This window comes from Rothia sp. HC945, from assembly GCF_051370785.1.
Lineage (GTDB): Bacteria > Actinomycetota > Actinomycetes > Actinomycetales > Micrococcaceae > Rothia.
On record NZ_JBFCSN010000004.1, the window covers coordinates 72,020 to 88,082 of the forward strand.

General features: G+C 65.6%; 12 protein-coding genes. 3 read left to right on the plus strand and 9 right to left on the minus strand.

Annotated elements, in window-relative coordinates; genetic code table 11:
- Positions 1 to 20: 20 nt before the first annotated feature.
- Together AB0Y14_RS11475 and AB0Y14_RS11480 are read left to right on the plus strand one after the other, a co-directional pair.
- The gene (locus tag AB0Y14_RS11475) at positions 21 to 1,421 is read left to right on the plus strand and encodes a GntP family permease (RefSeq protein WP_436589397.1); all 1,401 of its coding nucleotides are present in this window, start codon (positions 21 to 23) and stop codon (positions 1,419 to 1,421) included.
- 173 nt (positions 1,422 to 1,594) lie between these two features.
- Complete coding sequence (locus AB0Y14_RS11480) at positions 1,595 to 3,307, plus strand: dihydroxyacetone kinase family protein (RefSeq protein WP_436589398.1); 1,713 nt, start codon at positions 1,595 to 1,597, stop codon at positions 3,305 to 3,307.
- A 3-nt stretch (positions 3,308 to 3,310) separates the two neighbouring features.
- Here AB0Y14_RS11480 and AB0Y14_RS11485 read toward each other — a convergent pair whose 3' ends face one another.
- From AB0Y14_RS11485 to AB0Y14_RS11510, 6 genes are read right to left on the minus strand one after another with little or no spacing between them, the layout of a single operon-like run.
- Positions 3,311 to 4,000: a GntR family transcriptional regulator gene (locus AB0Y14_RS11485; protein ID WP_436589399.1), complete on the minus strand. Its 690-nt coding sequence runs from the start codon at positions 3,998 to 4,000 to the stop codon at positions 3,311 to 3,313.
- Positions 4,001 to 4,039: 39 nt separating this feature from the next.
- Positions 4,040 to 5,371 (minus strand): MFS transporter, encoded by a 1,332-nt coding sequence (locus AB0Y14_RS11490; RefSeq protein ID WP_436589400.1) that lies wholly within the window; start codon positions 5,369 to 5,371, stop codon positions 4,040 to 4,042.
- A 54-nt stretch (positions 5,372 to 5,425) separates the two neighbouring features.
- The gene (locus AB0Y14_RS11495) at positions 5,426 to 6,418 is read right to left on the minus strand and encodes a 3-hydroxyacyl-CoA dehydrogenase family protein (protein ID WP_436589401.1); all 993 of its coding nucleotides are present in this window, start codon (positions 6,416 to 6,418) and stop codon (positions 5,426 to 5,428) included.
- 25 nt (positions 6,419 to 6,443) lie between these two features.
- Positions 6,444 to 7,814 carry an MFS transporter gene (locus tag AB0Y14_RS11500; RefSeq protein WP_436589402.1) on the minus strand — a complete coding sequence of 457 codons (1,371 nt, stop codon included), beginning with the start codon at positions 7,812 to 7,814 and terminating at the stop codon, positions 6,444 to 6,446.
- Positions 7,815 to 7,848: 34 nt separating this feature from the next.
- Positions 7,849 to 8,625: an SDR family NAD(P)-dependent oxidoreductase gene (locus tag AB0Y14_RS11505; protein WP_436589403.1), complete on the minus strand. Its 777-nt coding sequence runs from the start codon at positions 8,623 to 8,625 to the stop codon at positions 7,849 to 7,851.
- Between the two features lie 59 nt (positions 8,626 to 8,684).
- Positions 8,685 to 9,605 (minus strand): sugar phosphate isomerase/epimerase family protein, encoded by a 921-nt coding sequence (locus AB0Y14_RS11510; RefSeq protein WP_436589404.1) that lies wholly within the window; start codon positions 9,603 to 9,605, stop codon positions 8,685 to 8,687.
- A gap of 284 nt (positions 9,606 to 9,889) precedes the next feature.
- Here AB0Y14_RS11510 and AB0Y14_RS11515 point away from each other — a divergent pair, with 284 nt between their 5' ends.
- Entirely contained in the window at positions 9,890 to 10,693 is an 804-nt protein-coding gene (locus AB0Y14_RS11515) for a triose-phosphate isomerase (protein WP_436589405.1), read from the plus strand.
- 34 nt (positions 10,694 to 10,727) lie between these two features.
- Here AB0Y14_RS11515 and AB0Y14_RS11520 read toward each other — a convergent pair whose 3' ends face one another.
- From AB0Y14_RS11520 to AB0Y14_RS11530, 3 genes are read right to left on the minus strand one after another with little or no spacing between them, the layout of a single operon-like run.
- The gene (locus AB0Y14_RS11520; protein ID WP_436589406.1) at positions 10,728 to 11,432 is read right to left on the minus strand and encodes a hypothetical protein; all 705 of its coding nucleotides are present in this window, start codon (positions 11,430 to 11,432) and stop codon (positions 10,728 to 10,730) included.
- The gene (gene lysX, locus AB0Y14_RS11525; protein ID WP_436589407.1) at positions 11,429 to 14,836 is read right to left on the minus strand and encodes a bifunctional lysylphosphatidylglycerol synthetase/lysine--tRNA ligase LysX; all 3,408 of its coding nucleotides are present in this window, start codon (positions 14,834 to 14,836) and stop codon (positions 11,429 to 11,431) included. Before lysX ends, AB0Y14_RS11520 begins: the two co-directional genes overlap by 4 nt.
- Before the next feature lie 19 nt (positions 14,837 to 14,855).
- Complete coding sequence (locus AB0Y14_RS11530) at positions 14,856 to 16,031, minus strand: alpha/beta hydrolase-fold protein (RefSeq protein ID WP_436589408.1); 1,176 nt, start codon at positions 16,029 to 16,031, stop codon at positions 14,856 to 14,858.
- Positions 16,032 to 16,063: the final 32 nt, after the last annotated feature.

Sequence of the window (16,063 nt, forward strand, 5' to 3'; positions counted from 1 at the left end):
ACGACGACGAAAGGTGCCCCATGAAAGTCGACGGATGGACGCAGACGCTCGGTGTCGGGCCGCTGCTGCTCATCGCCGCGGGAGCGTTTGTGGTGCTCCTGTTCCTGATCATCCGGCTCAAGGTCCACGCATTCCCGGCTCTGATCCTGGTGAGTCTGCTGACTGCGGCAACCGCGGGCGTGCCGCTCGGGAAGGTCGTGGACGTTCTGACGGAAGGCTTCGGAACAACTCTCGGCTCGGTGGCCCTGCTGGTCGGTTTGGGCGCCATGCTGGGCGCTTTGCTGGAGTCTTCCGGCGGCTCCAGGTCGCTCGCCGACCGCTTGGTGCTGGCCTTCGGGGAGAAACGGGCCTCGCTGGCCTTGGGCGTCGCGTCCTTGCTCTTCGGCTTCCCGATCTTCTTCGACGCCGGCCTGGTGGTCATGTTGCCGGTCGTCTTCTCCGTGGCGCGGCGCGTCGGCGGATCCATGCTTCTGTACGGGATCCCCGCGGTGGGAGCGTTCTCCGTGATGCACGTCTTCGTCCCGCCGCATCCCGGGCCGGTCACGGCGTCCTCGTTCTTCGGCGCGGATCTCGGCATTCTTCTGTTAGTCGGGCTGGTCGTGGCCATCCCGACCTGGTACCTGGCGGTCTACCTCTTCGGCATGATCGTCGGGCGCCGCCTGGACCTTCCCGTCCCCGAAACCCTTGGCTCCCCGGGATCGACCACGACCGACGCCGCCCCGCGGTGGACGGTCGTGGTCGGTATCCTCCTGCTCCCCATGATCCTGATCTTCCTCAACACGGGCCTCTCCGCCCTCGAAGACACTGGAACCCTGGGCAGCGCGGTCACGGACTCGCCGTGGTACGACGCCGTGGTCCTCCTGGGCGAGACCCCGGTCGCATTGCTGGTGACTCTGATAGTCGCCCTCGTCGCTTTCGGTTGGCGCAGAGGCACGTCCAAGAAGGGCGCGCAGGATCTGCTCGAGGGGGCGCTCCCCAAGGTGTGCTCCGTCATCCTGATCACCGGCGCCGGAGGCATGTTCGGCGGGGTCCTCCAGGCCAGCGGCATCGGGGATGCGTTGGCCTCCTCGCTGTCAGGTCTGGGGTTCCCTCTCATCCTGGCGGGGTTCATCATTGCGGCGACGCTGCGGGTCGTTCAAGGGTCGGCCACGGTGGCCCTCACGACGACGGCCGGGCTCATCGCCTCCGGTGTGACCGACGCCGGGTACAACAACGTCCAGCTGGCCGCGATGGTCGTGGCCGTGGCCGCGGGATCCGTGGTGCTGTCCCACGTCAACGACTCGGGATTCTGGCTCGTGGGGAACCTGCTCGAAATGGACGAGGTCACCACCCTGCGGATCTGGACCGTGTTGGAAACGCTGATCGGCGTGGTCGGGTTCCTGCTGGCCTGTGCCGTCTTCGGCGTCGGGAGCCTGTGGTGATGGCCTCCGGCGCGGCGGCCAGTCCCGGTCACTGGCCGGGTGGGCCAGGAAAGCCGCCGTCAGCGAGGGTATTTCACGAATCGTATTTCCTATAGGATTTGTGGGGTGTGGGATCCAGCCCACATTTGCCGATCATTCCGGGATCCCGAGCGACTACCGATGGAGGGCCGTCGATGACCTACCTGTACGACCAGCCGAACGATTTCGCGGCGGATGCCGTGGCAGGATTCGCTGCCGCGCATCCGACGATCACCCAGGTCCACGGCGGCGTGGTCCGCGCGAGCGCGACACCACCAGGCCAACCGGCCTTGGTCATTGGGGGAGGAACCGGCCATTACCCTGCTTTCTCCGGTTGGGTGGGGCCGGGCATGGCGCACGGCTCGCCGTGCGGCAACGTGTTCGCATCCCCCTCGGCGAGCCAGGTCTATTCCGTGGCACGCAACGCGGAGAACGGCGGAGGAGTGGTCCTCGGCTTCGGTAATTACGCGGGAGACATGCTGCACTTCGGCCTGGCCGCCGAGAAGCTCCGGGCCGAGGGCATTGACGTCAGAGTGGTTCCGGTCAGCGACGACGTCGCGTCCAACGACCAGGAGAACCGCCGAGACCGTCGAGGAATCGCGGGAGACCTGCCCGTCCTCAAAGCGGTCGGGGCGGCCATAGAAAACGGAGCCGACCTCGATGAGGCCGAACGCATCGCAACCAAAGCCAACGAGGCCACCCGTTCCCTGGGCGTGGCCTTCGACGGGTGCACTCTCCCCGGGGCCGATGAGCCGCTTTTCCGTGTCCCGGAGGGAAAATTGGCCGTGGGCCTGGGCATTCACGGAGAGCCGGGTGTGCGCGACGAGCCGATGGGCACGGCGGCCGACGTCGCGGACCTCCTGGTCGACGGCGTCCTGGGGGAAGAACCGGCGCGAACGACCGACGGGTACGACGGCCGGGCCGCCGTGATCCTCAACGGGCTCGGAACGGTGAAGTACGAGGAACAATTCGTGGTCTACAACCACGTCGCCCGGCTGCTCGCGGAGCGCGACATCGTCCCCGTCCACCCTGAGGTCGGCGAATTCGTCAGCAGCCTCGACATGGCAGGCCTCTCGCTGACACTGGTCTTTCTGGACGACGAACTCGAGCGGCTCTGGACTGCACCCATCGACACCCCGGCCTTCCACCGCGGTACCATGCCCGACATCGATCGTCCGCTTCGTGAAAACGTCTGGGAACCAGGCGACGAACCGGTGCCGGATTCCGGGGAGGCGTCACGCCAGAGCGCCCGGCAGATTGCCGACGTCATCGCGTTGTTCGAACGCGTCTGTGTCCGGGAGGAAGAGGAACTGGGCCGCATCGACTCCGTGGCCGGCGACGGCGACCACGGCCAGGGGATGCTGCTCGGATCCTCCGGAGCAGCCGACGCCGCCCGCGAGGCCGTGAACCAAGATGCCGGTGCCCGGACTGTTCTCGCTCGCTCCGGCGAAGCGTGGGCCGAATCGGCCGGCGGAACGTCGGGGGCCCTGTGGGGCGCCGCGCTGGTCGCGGCGGGCAACGCCGTCAGCGACCAGGAGGGCGTGGACCAGGAGGCCGTCGTCGGAGCGCTCGATGCGGCCGTCGAGACGATAGGCCGACTGGGAGGAGCGAAGGAAGGTGACAAGACCATGATGGACTCCGCCCTCCCCTTCCGTCGGACGCTCGCGACGTCGTTCACCGGGCAGAATGCGGGGGAAGCAATTGCCGCGGCGGCCGCGGCCGCCAGGGAAGCCGCGGACGCAACGGCGAGCATCACGGCGAACAAGGGCCGGGCGCGGGTTCTGGGGGACAAGTCGTTGGGAACCGTGGATCCCGGTGCCCTGTCCTTCGCGATCCTTATGACCGAACTCGGCGAGCACCTGGCCTGATCCTCAGACTTCCCGTGGCGGAGTCAGCCCGCCGGAGCGCTGGCGGACCCCTTCCAAGTGGCGGCGCAGGGCGGCCTGGGCGCCGTCGTGATTGTGTTCTTCCACCCTGGAGAGGATCTCCGCGTGCTCGGCCAGGGCATCGGCGGCGTCGATCCGTTCCGGGCCTTCCGACCAGGTCTGGCGCATGCGGTGGCCGTGAGCGTTCAGCACACCGCGCATCGAAGCCAGATAGTGGTTGCCCGCATGGCGGAAAAAAGCTGCGTGGAAGGCGTTGTCCGCCTCGAAATACGCGTGGAAGAGCGCGTAGTCCGGCTTGGGCTCGTTCGCGATCTGTTCGGCGATCCGCGTGTGCTCGGCGTAGGCCTCGCGCAGATCGTCGAGCAGTGCCTGCCATGTTCCGAAGGCACGGGTGAACGCCGCGAGCTCGACCACCAGGCGGGCGTCGATGAGCTCGTCGATCTGTTCCGCGGTCAACGGGGGAGCTACAACGAAACCCTTGAGCGGTTCGTACGTGATGAGTTCCGACCGCTCGAGAGCCGCCAAGGCCTCGCGCACCGGCGTCGGGGAGACGTCCAGATCCCTGGCGAGACCGTCGATGCTCAACCGGGCGCCGGGGCGCCAGTCGCCCTGCATGAGTCGATTCTGAATCTCCTCCTGCACGTCCGCGCGCAGGGCCTGGCGCTTGCTGCTCATGGCGTCTCCTGTCCGATCGAGTTGGTCGCTTTCCAGATACTAGAGGACGCGCGCGGCGTCGCCCTTCGGCTCGGCCGACGGCCCCTCCGGGTTTTTCCCGGCCCAGGCGCGCATCCCGAAGAACGAACCGACGGCGCCCAGAACCAGCACGATGCCCAGGAAGTGCATCCCGTTCGCGGCGTTCCCGGTCGCGTCCGAAACGGCCCCGACCACATAGGGCCCCACGAAGCCACCGATGTTGCCGAAAGAATTGACGAAAGCGATGCCGACGGCTGCCGTGGCGCCAGCCAGGTACCGGGTCGGCAGGGCCCAGAAGACCCCCGCGACCGAGTACAGGAAAAAGGCCGCCACGGACATGGCCGCCAGTTGCACCATGCCCGAACCGGAGAACCCGGCCCAAAAGATGCCCACGGCACTACCCAGGTAGATCAGGATGAGAGGGACCCAGTTCTCCCGCAGCTTCGAGGCCAGGCGCGAAGTGACGAAGATGCCGATGACCCCGAACAGATAGGGGATCGCAGAAAGCCATCCGGTGTTCGCATCCGAACCGCTGAAGGAGCTCACGACCGTCGGCATCCAGAAGCTCAGACCATAGATCCCCACGGTCGAGGGGAAGAACAGCACCGCGAACACCCAGACGTACCGTGACCCCAATGCCTTGAGGGGGTTGTCGTGGGACTTCTGACCGAAGCGCTCGCGATCCTGCTCCAACTCGTTCTCGAGCCAGTCGGCCTCCCGAGATGTCAGCCACGGTGCCTTGCGCGGGGCGTCCCGAAGCCATTTCAGGGTCGGTACCGCCGCGATCACGGCCGCCGCGCCCGAGAGGACAAAGAGCCAATGCCAACCTCGCAGGCCCAACCAGTCCAGGCCGAGGATCGTGCCCGCGAGCGGGCTCATGACCAGGAACGCGATCGGTGCCGCGAGGACGAAGGTGCCGGTCGCCCGGGTGCGGTGACGCTGGGGGAACCAGAAGGTCAGGTAGTAGAGAACCCCGGGGTAGAACCCTGCTTCGGCCACGCCGAGAAGGAAGCGGAGCACGTAGAACATGCCGCTCGACGTCGTGAACGCGGTCAGTGCCGTGATCAGGCCCCAAGTAAACAGGATCCGTGCGAACCAGATGCGCGGCCCGACCTTGGGCAGCACGTAATTCGACGGCACCTCGAAGAGGAAATACGCCAGGAAGAACAGGCCGGCGCCCAAACCGAAGGCGGAGTCGCTCAGCCCGATGTCGGCCGACATCTGGAGCTTGGCATAGCCAATGACCGAACGGTCAATGTAGGCGATGATGTACAGGACCATCACGAACGGAACGATGTGCCAGGTGATCTTCTTGATCAGGGCGTGCTCATCGACGGGAACAACAGAATTCATGGTGACTCCTCGAGTCCATAGCGGCGGGGCGGCCCGGAGGCCAGGCGGCGCAGGTCAGTCCTGGCCACGGCGTGTGCCGCGTGGCGCGGGGCCGATCTCCCGCAGTACTTCCCGCATCCTCGCGTAGGCCTTGTTGCGGTAGGCGATCAGTTCGGCCCGGGTCTCTTCGTCGTAGTCCTCGACCAGGCCCTTGCCGTTCTTGAGGCCCTTGCGATCCTCGGCCGCCGCGTCCTTGAGCAGTTGCGGGGTGGCCAGACGCTCGCCGTACGCTTCTTCGAAGGTCGAGAAGCAGTTGGCGTACACGTCGAGCCCCGCCTGATCCGCGATGGCGAAAGGTCCGAAGAAGCCCAGGCGGAAGCCGAAGGTGGTGCGAACGATCGTGTCGACATCGTCGACGGTCGCGACTCCCTCCTCCACCACCGAGGTCGCTTCCTTCAACAACGCGTATTGGAGCCGATTGAGCACCATGCCGGGAGTGTCCGCGACCTGCGCGCCCTCGCAGTCGGCACGTGCCAAGAGGTCCTTGACGGCGTCGATCGCGCCCTGGGTCGTCGCGTCTCCCGCGACGAGCTCGACACCGGGGATGAAAGGCATCGGGTTGGAGAAGTGGACCGTCAGGAAACGCTCCGGGTGGGAGACGGCGGGCGCGAGTACGCGCACCGGGATCGTCGAGGTATTGGTCCCGATGATCGCTTCGGGCCGCGCGGCCGCCGAGATCCGTCCGAGAACCTCGTGCTTGACGTCGGGTACCTCGAAGACGGCTTCCTCGATGAAGTCGGCCTCGGCGACGGCCTCCTCGATGGTCTGACCCGCCGTGAGGTGGGAGGCGACGGCGTCGGCGCTTCCGGCAGGGATGAGGCCCTGGTCCTCCGAGGCTCGCGCCTCGCCCAGGATGCGCTCCAGGGCGGCGTCGGCGGCCTCGACGCTGACGTCGGCGATCCGGACGGGCAGCCCCGCCATGGCGAGGACCTGGGCGATGCCTCCGCCCATATAGCCTGCGCCGACGACGGTTACGGTGCGGATAGTCGACACGGGGTGTGTGGACATGGTGAATCCTTTCGTGGAAGGGGAATCATGCGGATGGGGCTGACGGTTCTTCGGTTCGGTCGCGGCGTTCCAGCACGGCCGTCCCGGCGACGAGGAGTGCCCCCAGGAACGGAGCCATCGCGAGCATCACGAGACCGGCCGCTTCGCTTCCGAAGGTCACGGTGACCCATGACCTCAGATTCGGGGCGATGAAACCGCCCAGATTTCCCAGCCCGTTGATCAGCCCGACGCCGGCCGCCAGGGCCGCGCCCGAAAGATAACCGGTGGGGATGTTCCAGAAAATGGGCTGCGCCGAGACGAACCCGATGGCCGCGGCGCACAGGGCAATCATCGTCAGGACCGGTTGGTGCAGGAAGGCGCTGGCGGTCAACCCGACGCCGGACAGGGCGAGCATGAACGTGGTGGTTCGTCGGTAGGCGGCGCGTTGGTCGGCATAGCGCCCCACAAAGGCGGCCGAGACGAGGGCGGCGAGCCACGGGATGGCAACCAGGAGTCCGACGACGAAACCGATCTCCTGGCCCGTGATCTGCGAAACCTGGCGCGGCAGGAAGAAAGTCAGCCCGTACACCGCGACCTGGATCGTCAGGTAGATCAGCGCGAAATACAGCACTCGCCCGTTCAGCAGAGCCTTCCACCAGCGCATCCGGTGCGTCTGCTCCTTGACCTCCGCCTCGGCGGCCAGGGCATTCTCCAGGCCCTCGCGCTCGGCCCGGGACAACCAGCCGGCTCGGGCCGGCCGGTCGGGTAGACACAGGAACGCCACGCAACCGACGGCGACCGCGAGCAGGCCCTCCAGCAAGAACATCCACTGGAACCCTCGGAGACCGAACATGCCATCGAGCTCGAGCAGGGCGCCCGAGAGCGGCGAACCGACAATGTTGGCGATCGGCAGCCCCAAGTAGAACAACGAGGTGGCCTGCCCACGACGACGTCGAGGGAACCAACAGGTCAGGTAGTAGATGACGCCTGGGAAGAACCCCGCTTCGGCCACGCCGAGCAGGAATCGGAGAACGTAGAACATGACGGGACCGCTGGTGAACATGAACAGCGCGGCCACGATCCCCCAGGTGACCATGATGCGGGCCATCCACCAGCGGGCCCCGACCCTGTACATGATGAGGTTCGAGGGAACCTCGAACACGGCGTAGCCGATGAAGAACAGTCCGGCACCGAGCGCGTAGGCCGTGGTCGAAATACCGGCATGGATTTCCAGGGCTTCTTCCGCGAAACCGATGTTCGTCCGGTCGATGAAGGCCACCACGAACATCAGCATCAGGAACGGAAGCAGGTGCCAGCTGGCCTTGCGCGTCGCCGATTCGACCTCGTGGGTGAGGGACTGCCGCTCGGTCTCGGATTGGATCCGGGGGTCGCGGCCCGGGGATGACTTCATTGTCATGATTTCGTTCTCCTTGCTGAGGGAGCCGGGGAGGTCAGACCATGTGTTTTCCGCCGTCGACGAAGACGGCGTCACCGTTGACGAAGCTGGAATCCTCGCTGACCAGGAACTTGACCAGTCCCGCGACCTCTTGGGGCTGGCCGACCCGCTCCAGCGGGATGTCGGCGGACATCCCGCTCTTGCGCTCGTCCGTGAGCGTCCCGCCCATGATGTCCGTATCGATGGGGCCAGGCACGATGGAGTTGCAGGTGATGCCGTGTTTCCCCAGTTCGCGGGCCCCGCCGCGGGTCAGCCCCAGAACCGCGGCTTTGGCGGCCGCGTACCCGGTCTTGGAGAAAGTTCCCCCGCCGTCGTAGGCGGTGATGGAGGATGTGTTGACGATCCGGCCGCCGGTGCCCGCCTCGATCATGCGGGCCGCCGCCGCCTGCATCATGAAGAGCGTGCCCTTGGCGTTGACGTCCATGATGCGCGTGAAGTTCTCCGAGGTGAGGTCGAAGAATTCCTGTGGCCCGGGGATTCCTGCGAGGTTGACCTCGGCGAGGATGGGCGGTAGTTCGGCGTCGATCGTGGCGAAGGCTCGCTCGACCGATTCCTTGTCCGCAATGTCCACCCCGACCCCGACCACGGTGCGGCCGCTCTCCTCCGCCAATTCGGCCGCGAAATCGACGACCGCGGATTCGTCGATATCAAGAACGGCCACGTTCCATCCGGACCCGGTGAGGGTGCGGGCCACGTGCCGTCCGATGCCGCGCGGGGCCCCCGCGCCGGTGACCACCGCTGTGCGCTCGGAGGGGAAGGGGATCGTGGACATGAATGCTCCTTTGCATGCGTCTGAGAAGGAAGGATGTAGTGAAACGGTCGCGGGGAGGATCAGTCCAGGGCCGAAGCCAGGACCTGGCGGATGTACTGGATGTTCTCCGCGATCACACCCAGTGAGTCGGAGCCGTAGTGCTCGCAGCAGAACGGGCCCGTGTAGCCGGATTCGATGGCTCGACGGATGATCCGCCGATAGTTGATGTAGCCGTATTTGAGGGGCATCGGCGCGGAGGTGTACGCCCCGGTGCGTGGGTCGAAGTCCCGTGAATAGTTCTTGATGTGCCAGAAATTCGACCGGGGGAGGACGGTCTCGTACATGCCGTCAGGATGGGGCACGGGTCGGTGAAGACGAACCAGGTTGCCGAGGTCCGGGTTCAGCCCGACGGCGTCGTGGTCGACGTCGTCCAGGAAGGTTACGGCGTCCTCGGGGGTTCCGATGTAGGTGTCCTCGTACATTTCGAGGCTCAACCCGACCCCCACCGACTGGGCGTGATCGCCGAGCTCCCGGATGCGTTCGATGGCGAGATCACGGAGTGCGGGGTCGTCGTGATGGCCGTCTTCGAGCCAGAACCAGACGGCGTCGGACTGCTCCTGCGTCAGGGCCTGCATGAAACCGACGTTCACGACGCTGGCTCCGAAGCTCGGAGCCAGGTCGAGGAGGCGATGGGCCTCGGCCAGGAACTGGTCGCCCCTGTCTCGGTCCACCACCGAACTCCGAGTCATCGAGATCGAAGGGATGGAGAGGCCCTCGCCTTCGAGGGTGCGCCGGAACTCCTCGACCCGTTCGTCGCTCAGCCGTGCCAGGGGAACCCATGCGTCGGTCGGGTCGATCTGCGTGATCCCGAGCTCTCGGGCTTCGCGCATCTGCGCGGCCCAGACCGTGGCCGGTGCATCCTTGATGTGGCCCCCATCGGGCGCGGTGTCACCGAACGACAACATGTTGGCGGCGATCGGCCAGGACTCGGCTGTGAACATGCGGCTCTCCTTCGAGTTGATTATTCCTATAGGATTTATGCCCGACGTGACCTGTGTCAACCATCCCGAGGAATATTTTGGGTAGGTGCGATACCCGGGTGACTGGCCTCGAGGCCCGCTCTGGTGCGATCCGGCAGGAGAGATGATGCCAAAACCCTTCACTCGCCGAGACTTCTTCCTATAGGATCGGGAGTGGATCGCGAGGCCGCGAGCGTTGCCCGAGACGGTGCAGCGGAACCCTGGGAGAGGCCCCGGAACAGGACGTGGTCGGAAGGAGCGCACCCATGCCCCCACTCGAATCGAGTGCGACAACCGAAGAATCCGCGACGAAACCGCTGTGGATCGGGACCAGCTGGAAAATGAACAAGCTGGGGTCAGACGCCCGTGCATGGGCCAACACGCTCACGGAGAACCTGACCGACGACGTCCTCAGTCAGGTGCAGCCCTTCGTCATCCCTTCTTTCACCGCGATCTCACCGGTTGCCCAGGTTATCGACGGTCGGTCTCCCGTCCTCGTCGGCGCCCAGAATGCTCATTGGGAGGACTCCGGGGCCTGGACGGGGGAGATCTCCGTTCCTCAGGTCAAGGATGCCGGGGCCTCCATCGTGGAAATCGGGCACTCCGAACGGCGGACGCATTTCGGGGAAACGATCGAGACCACACGGTGGAAGGTCGAGGCGACGATCCGGTACGGGATGCGGCCACTGCTGTGCATTGGGGAACCCGCGGACACCAAAGCCGCCGGACAATCAGCGGAATACATTCTCGAGCAGGCGCACGGCGCGCTCGACGGTCTGGACGAGTCCGACCTGGGGAAGGTCCTGATTGCCTACGAACCGATGTGGGCCATCGGCGACGCGGGCCGGCCTCCCCGCACCGAGGAACTCGTCGAATCCTTCGCCGCCCTGGGAGACGAATACGACCACCGCGTGGAAGCACTCCTGTACGGCGGTTCCGTCACGGTGGACAATGCCGCGCAGCTTCTGTCGATCGACCATGTTGGAGGGCTGTTCGTGGGGCGGACCGCCTGGGATGTCCACGGATACCTCGAGCTGCTCCGAATCGCTGAGGCCCACCGGCGCTCTTAGGGGATGGCCGGTCCTCCTGGCCGGGAAGGCCTGATCACCCGATCAGGAAACGCCCCAGGAGGAAGAAGCGGGCGGCGTCGAGCAGCAGGAGCACGCTGACCGATGCCAGTCCGACGGGGACCGCCCATCGAACCCACGTGCGCAACGAATCCCAGGCCCGGCCGATCACCCGGGAAACCTTCCGGTGCTTGTTGACCAGCACCGCGATGCACAGGACGAACAGTGGGAACTGGGAGACCACGGCCCAGACGATGAACGCCGGGATCATGGCCCACACGGGCTGGTGGGAAGAAAGGCCGATCGTGACGATGAACGGCACGTCGGCGGTCACGATCGCCACGAACCCCAGGGCCACGAGCATGAGTCCCGCCCTGTTGCGGGCCTTCTCCTCCCGTGGCGGGTCGTTCCGGTGCACCCATTTGTGGCCGGCCGCGCAGAATCCGGCGATCGCGAGAAGGAGCTCGACGCCGGCCGCCCACCCGCCGGCACGCAGGAGCCCGTACCAGGGGACGCTCGCGAGACGCTCCCCGACCAGGAGGGACAGCCCAACTCCCCAGAGCACGGTTCCTCCGATGAGCACCGTGCCGAACAAGAGGACGTCGCGGCGGACGCCCCGGGCCTGTTCCGGTGTCTCGCTGGGGCGCGCGGCCATGAACACGGCGGCGATCAGCGCCGGCGCAGGGTCGAATCCGCCGACGCCCAGCCCCGAGGAGGCGGCAAGGAACTGGATCGGGTTCATTCGAGCGACGCGGAATCCGGCCCCTTGACGCTGCGAGGCGCGGACTTGAGCCTCGGCGTCGCCCCTGGGCGAACGAACGGGAAGGCCAGGACGCCGCGAATAGGCGAGCCGGTGAGCATCATGATCAGCCGGTCGATGCCGATCCCGAGCCCGCCCGTGGGCGGCAACCCGGTCTCCAGGGCGTCGAGGAAGTCCTCATCGATCTGCATGGCCTCGACGTCGCCCGCCGCCGCCTTGAGGGACTGCTCGGTCAGGCGGCGTCGCTGTTCGATCGCGTCGGCCATCTCGGAGTAGGCGGTGCCCATCTCGGTCCCGTTGATCACCAGGTCCCAGCGTTCGGCGAGGCGAGGGTCCTCACGGTGAGGGCCGGCCAGGGGAGAGGTCTCGACGGGGAAGTCCTTGTAGAACGTGGGCCTGGAGGTTTTCGCTTCGACGAGTTCGCCGTAGAGCTCCTCGATGACCGCTCCCGGCCCCATATCGTCCCGCACGTGGATCTCGTGGTCGCGGGCCAGACCCATGAGCGTCTCGAAATCTGTATCGAGGTCGATGGGCCGCCCGACCGCCTGGGACAGGGCGTCGCACACGCTCACGACCGGCCAGGGGCCGGAGACATCGGTCAGCACGGCCTCCTGACGAGGATCCTTGGGCTCGTCCCCCAGACGCAGCGGAAGCACTTCTTCGCCGAAGACCGCGCGCGCCGCGTTCTTGAGGATCCGCTCGGTCAGCTCCCTCATCACGGTGTAGTCAGCAAAGGGCTGGTAGGCCTCCAGGACCGTGAATTCGGGATTGTGGGTCGAGTCGGCGCCCTCGTTGCGGAAGTCGCGGCCCAACTCGTAGACGGGCCCCATGTCTCCAACGACCAACCGTTTGAGGTAGAGTTCGGGTGCGATGCGCAGGGTCAGGTCGACGCCGTAGGCATTGATGAACGTCTTGAACGGCCGGGCGCTCGCTCCACCGTGGATCGTGTTGAGCATCGGCGTCTCGACCTCGAGGAAACCCTGGTCGTCCAGCGTGGTGCGGATGGCCCGGATGGTCGCCGACCGGATGCGCAACCGCTTCGACTCCTCCGGGTTGATGATCAGGTCCATGGACCGACGGCGCAGCCGCGCCTCCGGGTCCGTGAAGGAATCGTAGGGAATCGGGTGCAAGCATTTGGACGTGATCTCCCAGGACTGAGCGATCAGGGACGGCGTGCCGGTGCGCGAGGAGCCGATGTGGCCGCGGACCAGCACGTAATCTCCCGAATCGATCCACCGCACCCGGGCGGCCGTGTCGGTGCCGCACACGGAACCGTCGAGCACCACCTGAATCGTGGTTCCGTGCTCGTACAGGTCCAGGAATGTGACCTTTCCGTGTCGTCTCATCGACCGGACCCGACCGTTGACCGAGACGTCGGCGGGCGACGTCGCCCCCGGTGTTCCTCCGCCGGCGACGTCCCCTTCGCTTCTGAGCAGAGGAGCGACGGCGCGCACGGTCATGCCTTCACCGGTGCCCTTCGGGAATGGTTCGACACCGGCCTCCCGCATCTCTTCCAGATGCCGGATGCGGTGACGTGTCTGGTCCGACCACTTCGGGGCAAGATCCTCGGCACCGACCCGGCGTCGTTCGATCTCCCGGAGCCGTTCCAGCTCGTTCCGGCCGAGAGTGTGTTCCGCGGACGCCTTCCCGCCCATCCAGGCCGGAAGGAACCCTTCCGCGACGCCGCAGCCCATGCCCACATTCGCCACCGAGACGTACGAGTCCACGCAGATGAAACGGGGGACCCAGGTCGGAGCGAATTTCTGGTTGAACTTGTAGAGCCGTTCGAGCTGCAGGAACCTGTCCAGCACGCCCAGAACCGACGAGCCGAAACGGGTCAACGGATTCGCCCCGAGTTCTTCCGAACGGGCGAACGTCTCGCGGAACATCGCGAAGTTCAGCGAGACCCTGCTGACTCCGAGCCCCTCGGCCTCCTCCATCATCTTGACGATCATGAACTCGGTGGTCCCGTTCGGGGCTTGGGGCGAGCGACGCATGACGTCGAGCGACAAACCGTTCGAACCCCACGGGACGAAGGAGAGAAAACCGATGGGCTCGCCTTGCGCGTTCTCCGCGGTGATGAAGACGTTCCGAGAATCCGCGGCATCACCGATCCTGTTGAGCGCCATCGAAAACCCACGTTCGACCTTGCCATGCCGCCACTCGTCCGCGAGAGCGACCACCCGGTCCAGTTGCTCCTGGGTGAAGTCGGCCTGGCGCCTGATGCGGTAGGTGACCTCTTCCCGCTCGAGTCGTCGCACACTGTGGCGGACCTCGTTCATGGACGTGTTGTTCAGCGAGAACCGGTCGGGGTAGAGGATGGCCTCGTCACCCATCCCCAGAGCCGCCATGCCGACTTTGGTGTATTCCTTGGCACCGTCCCGGCTCGCGCTGATGACCGCGGGAATCCAACCGTATTCCCGTGCTTCCGACTTCCATTTGAGGATGGCGTTCTCCCACGAGCTCCGGTCGCCCACCGGGTCGCCCGAGGCCAACGAGACCGATCCGAAGACGCGGTACGTGACGGCCGCGCGGCCGTCGTCGGAGAACACCATCGACTTCTCGCGGCGGGTCGCGAAGTAGGACAGCGAATCCTGGTGTCCGTACTCGTGGAGCAACTCGCGCAGGTGCAGCTCCCGCTCGCCGGTCCAGGAATGGATCGCCCTCTTGGAGCGGAGAAGCACCCAGACGGCGGCGATCGCGGTCAGGCCGTACACGGTAGAGATGGTCTGGACGTGCCACCGGTGGATGTTGTGCAGGTGGGACATGACCGCCGGCGAGGTGCTGCCCCATGCCCTCAGGAGCAGGGCCCACAGGTCTCCCATGGCGTGGAACGGGAGGAAGACCCATGCCACCACCAGCGCGAGCACGAATCCGGCCGCCACGACCAGAAGCCCCGCGCCGTAGGAGATCGGCCTGATGCGGGCCGGGAATTCCCGGCGGGCCCTGTAGAGCAGGATGAAGAACACGATGCCCAGCACGCCCGCCACGATGTCCCACGCCGGGTGCAGCAGGGGGTTTGCCGCGAGAATCTCGGGCGGCGCGGCCACGGCGTCGAAGGCCACGGCGGTCAGGATTCCCGAAGCCAGGCCGCCCAATTGGAAGATCATGGCCGCCCACAGGCCGGCTCTCTTGCGGCGCAGCAAGGCCCAGAACACGAGCGCCGAAATCACCAGCATGATCAGGCTGCGCTCGACCGGGATGTTGAGCAGCCCGAACAAGAACTCGACTACTCCGTGACGGGAGGGGCGGGTGATGAGCAGCGCCGCGTTGACCAGGACCGCGAGGGCATAAACCCAGGTGACGAGCGCCGCCATGCGACGGCCCGGTTGTTTGCCGGGCAGGTAGTAGGTGGCGGAACGGCTGCCGGTGCTATGAGTCTTCACGAGTACTTTCCCTCTGGAATCAGGTCAACGGCGCGAAAAATGGGCTGGTGCGGCCCAACCAGATCAGGCTCTTGGCCATCCCCGGCTCCCAGACGTCCTGGCGGTGTCCCCCGGTATCGACCGAGTCGACCGTCAACGACGTCGGGCGGCTCACCTTGTCCTTGAACTGGTTCAAGGACGGCCAGGACAGGGTGTCGTCCTTGCTCGAAAAATAGTGGAGGTTCGTGTCCGGGGGCTTGTTCGAGGCCATCTTCTCCAGGTCGTACCGCGGATCGTCCTGCGCATTCCAATGCTGGTTATCGCTGTAGATCGGCTCGAAGTAGCCGGATTGGACCAGCCCAGAGGCAAAGAGATCGGGGTGTCTCATGCTCAGCATCGCGGAGCACCAACCACCGGCACTGTACCCGGTCAGGGCCCACGCGTGAGGGTCGTCCGAGACCCTGAAGTTGTCCTTGACCCACGGCACGACGTCCTGGGTTACGTAGGTTTCGACCTTGGGCGTCTTCCCCCCGGACTGGGAACGGGTTCCGTCCACGCATTCGCTGTCGTAGCCACCCGGGTACACGGCGGGAACCACGAAGATTGCTTCCCGCATCTTGTTGTGCTTGACGGCGTTCTCGATCAACTGGCCGTAGTCGATGGACTTGGAGTAGGTGTCCGGGGAACCGGGAAAACCGCTGAATCCCATGATCACCGGGTAGAAACTCTCCGGATTCTTCAGATATGAAGCGGGCAACCACACCGTGACGTCGTAGCTCTGCCCACTCGCTTTCCCCGGAACTTTGACAGAAAAGTACGTGCTGTCCGATTCGCCCTCTTTGATCTTGTCCTTGAAAGCGGGATTGGAGGCAGGGTCGCGCTGCTTGTCCGTGGCGTCTCCGGTGATTTTCTTGGCGTGGGCAACTTTGGCCACTTTCTGGCCGAAGACCTTGCTGGAGTTCATGGCGGTCACGTCCCCGCTGCTGAAGAGATCGTCCCAAGAGGTGTACCAGTTGTTGTCCCGGTTGAGCCACGCGGTCGCTGTCAGGAGGACCAGCGCGGAGACCACGACGAAGGCAACGGCCTGAGCCAAATACTTAAGGGGACCCGGAGCCGACATCCGCGGCAGGAGGAGTACGCCGAGGACGAAGACGATGATGGTGACCACGAGAATTCCGATCAGGAATCCCCATCCTGTGAGGTCGAAAAAGCCCATTCCTGCCTTTCGTCGGCGACATTCCGCCGAGT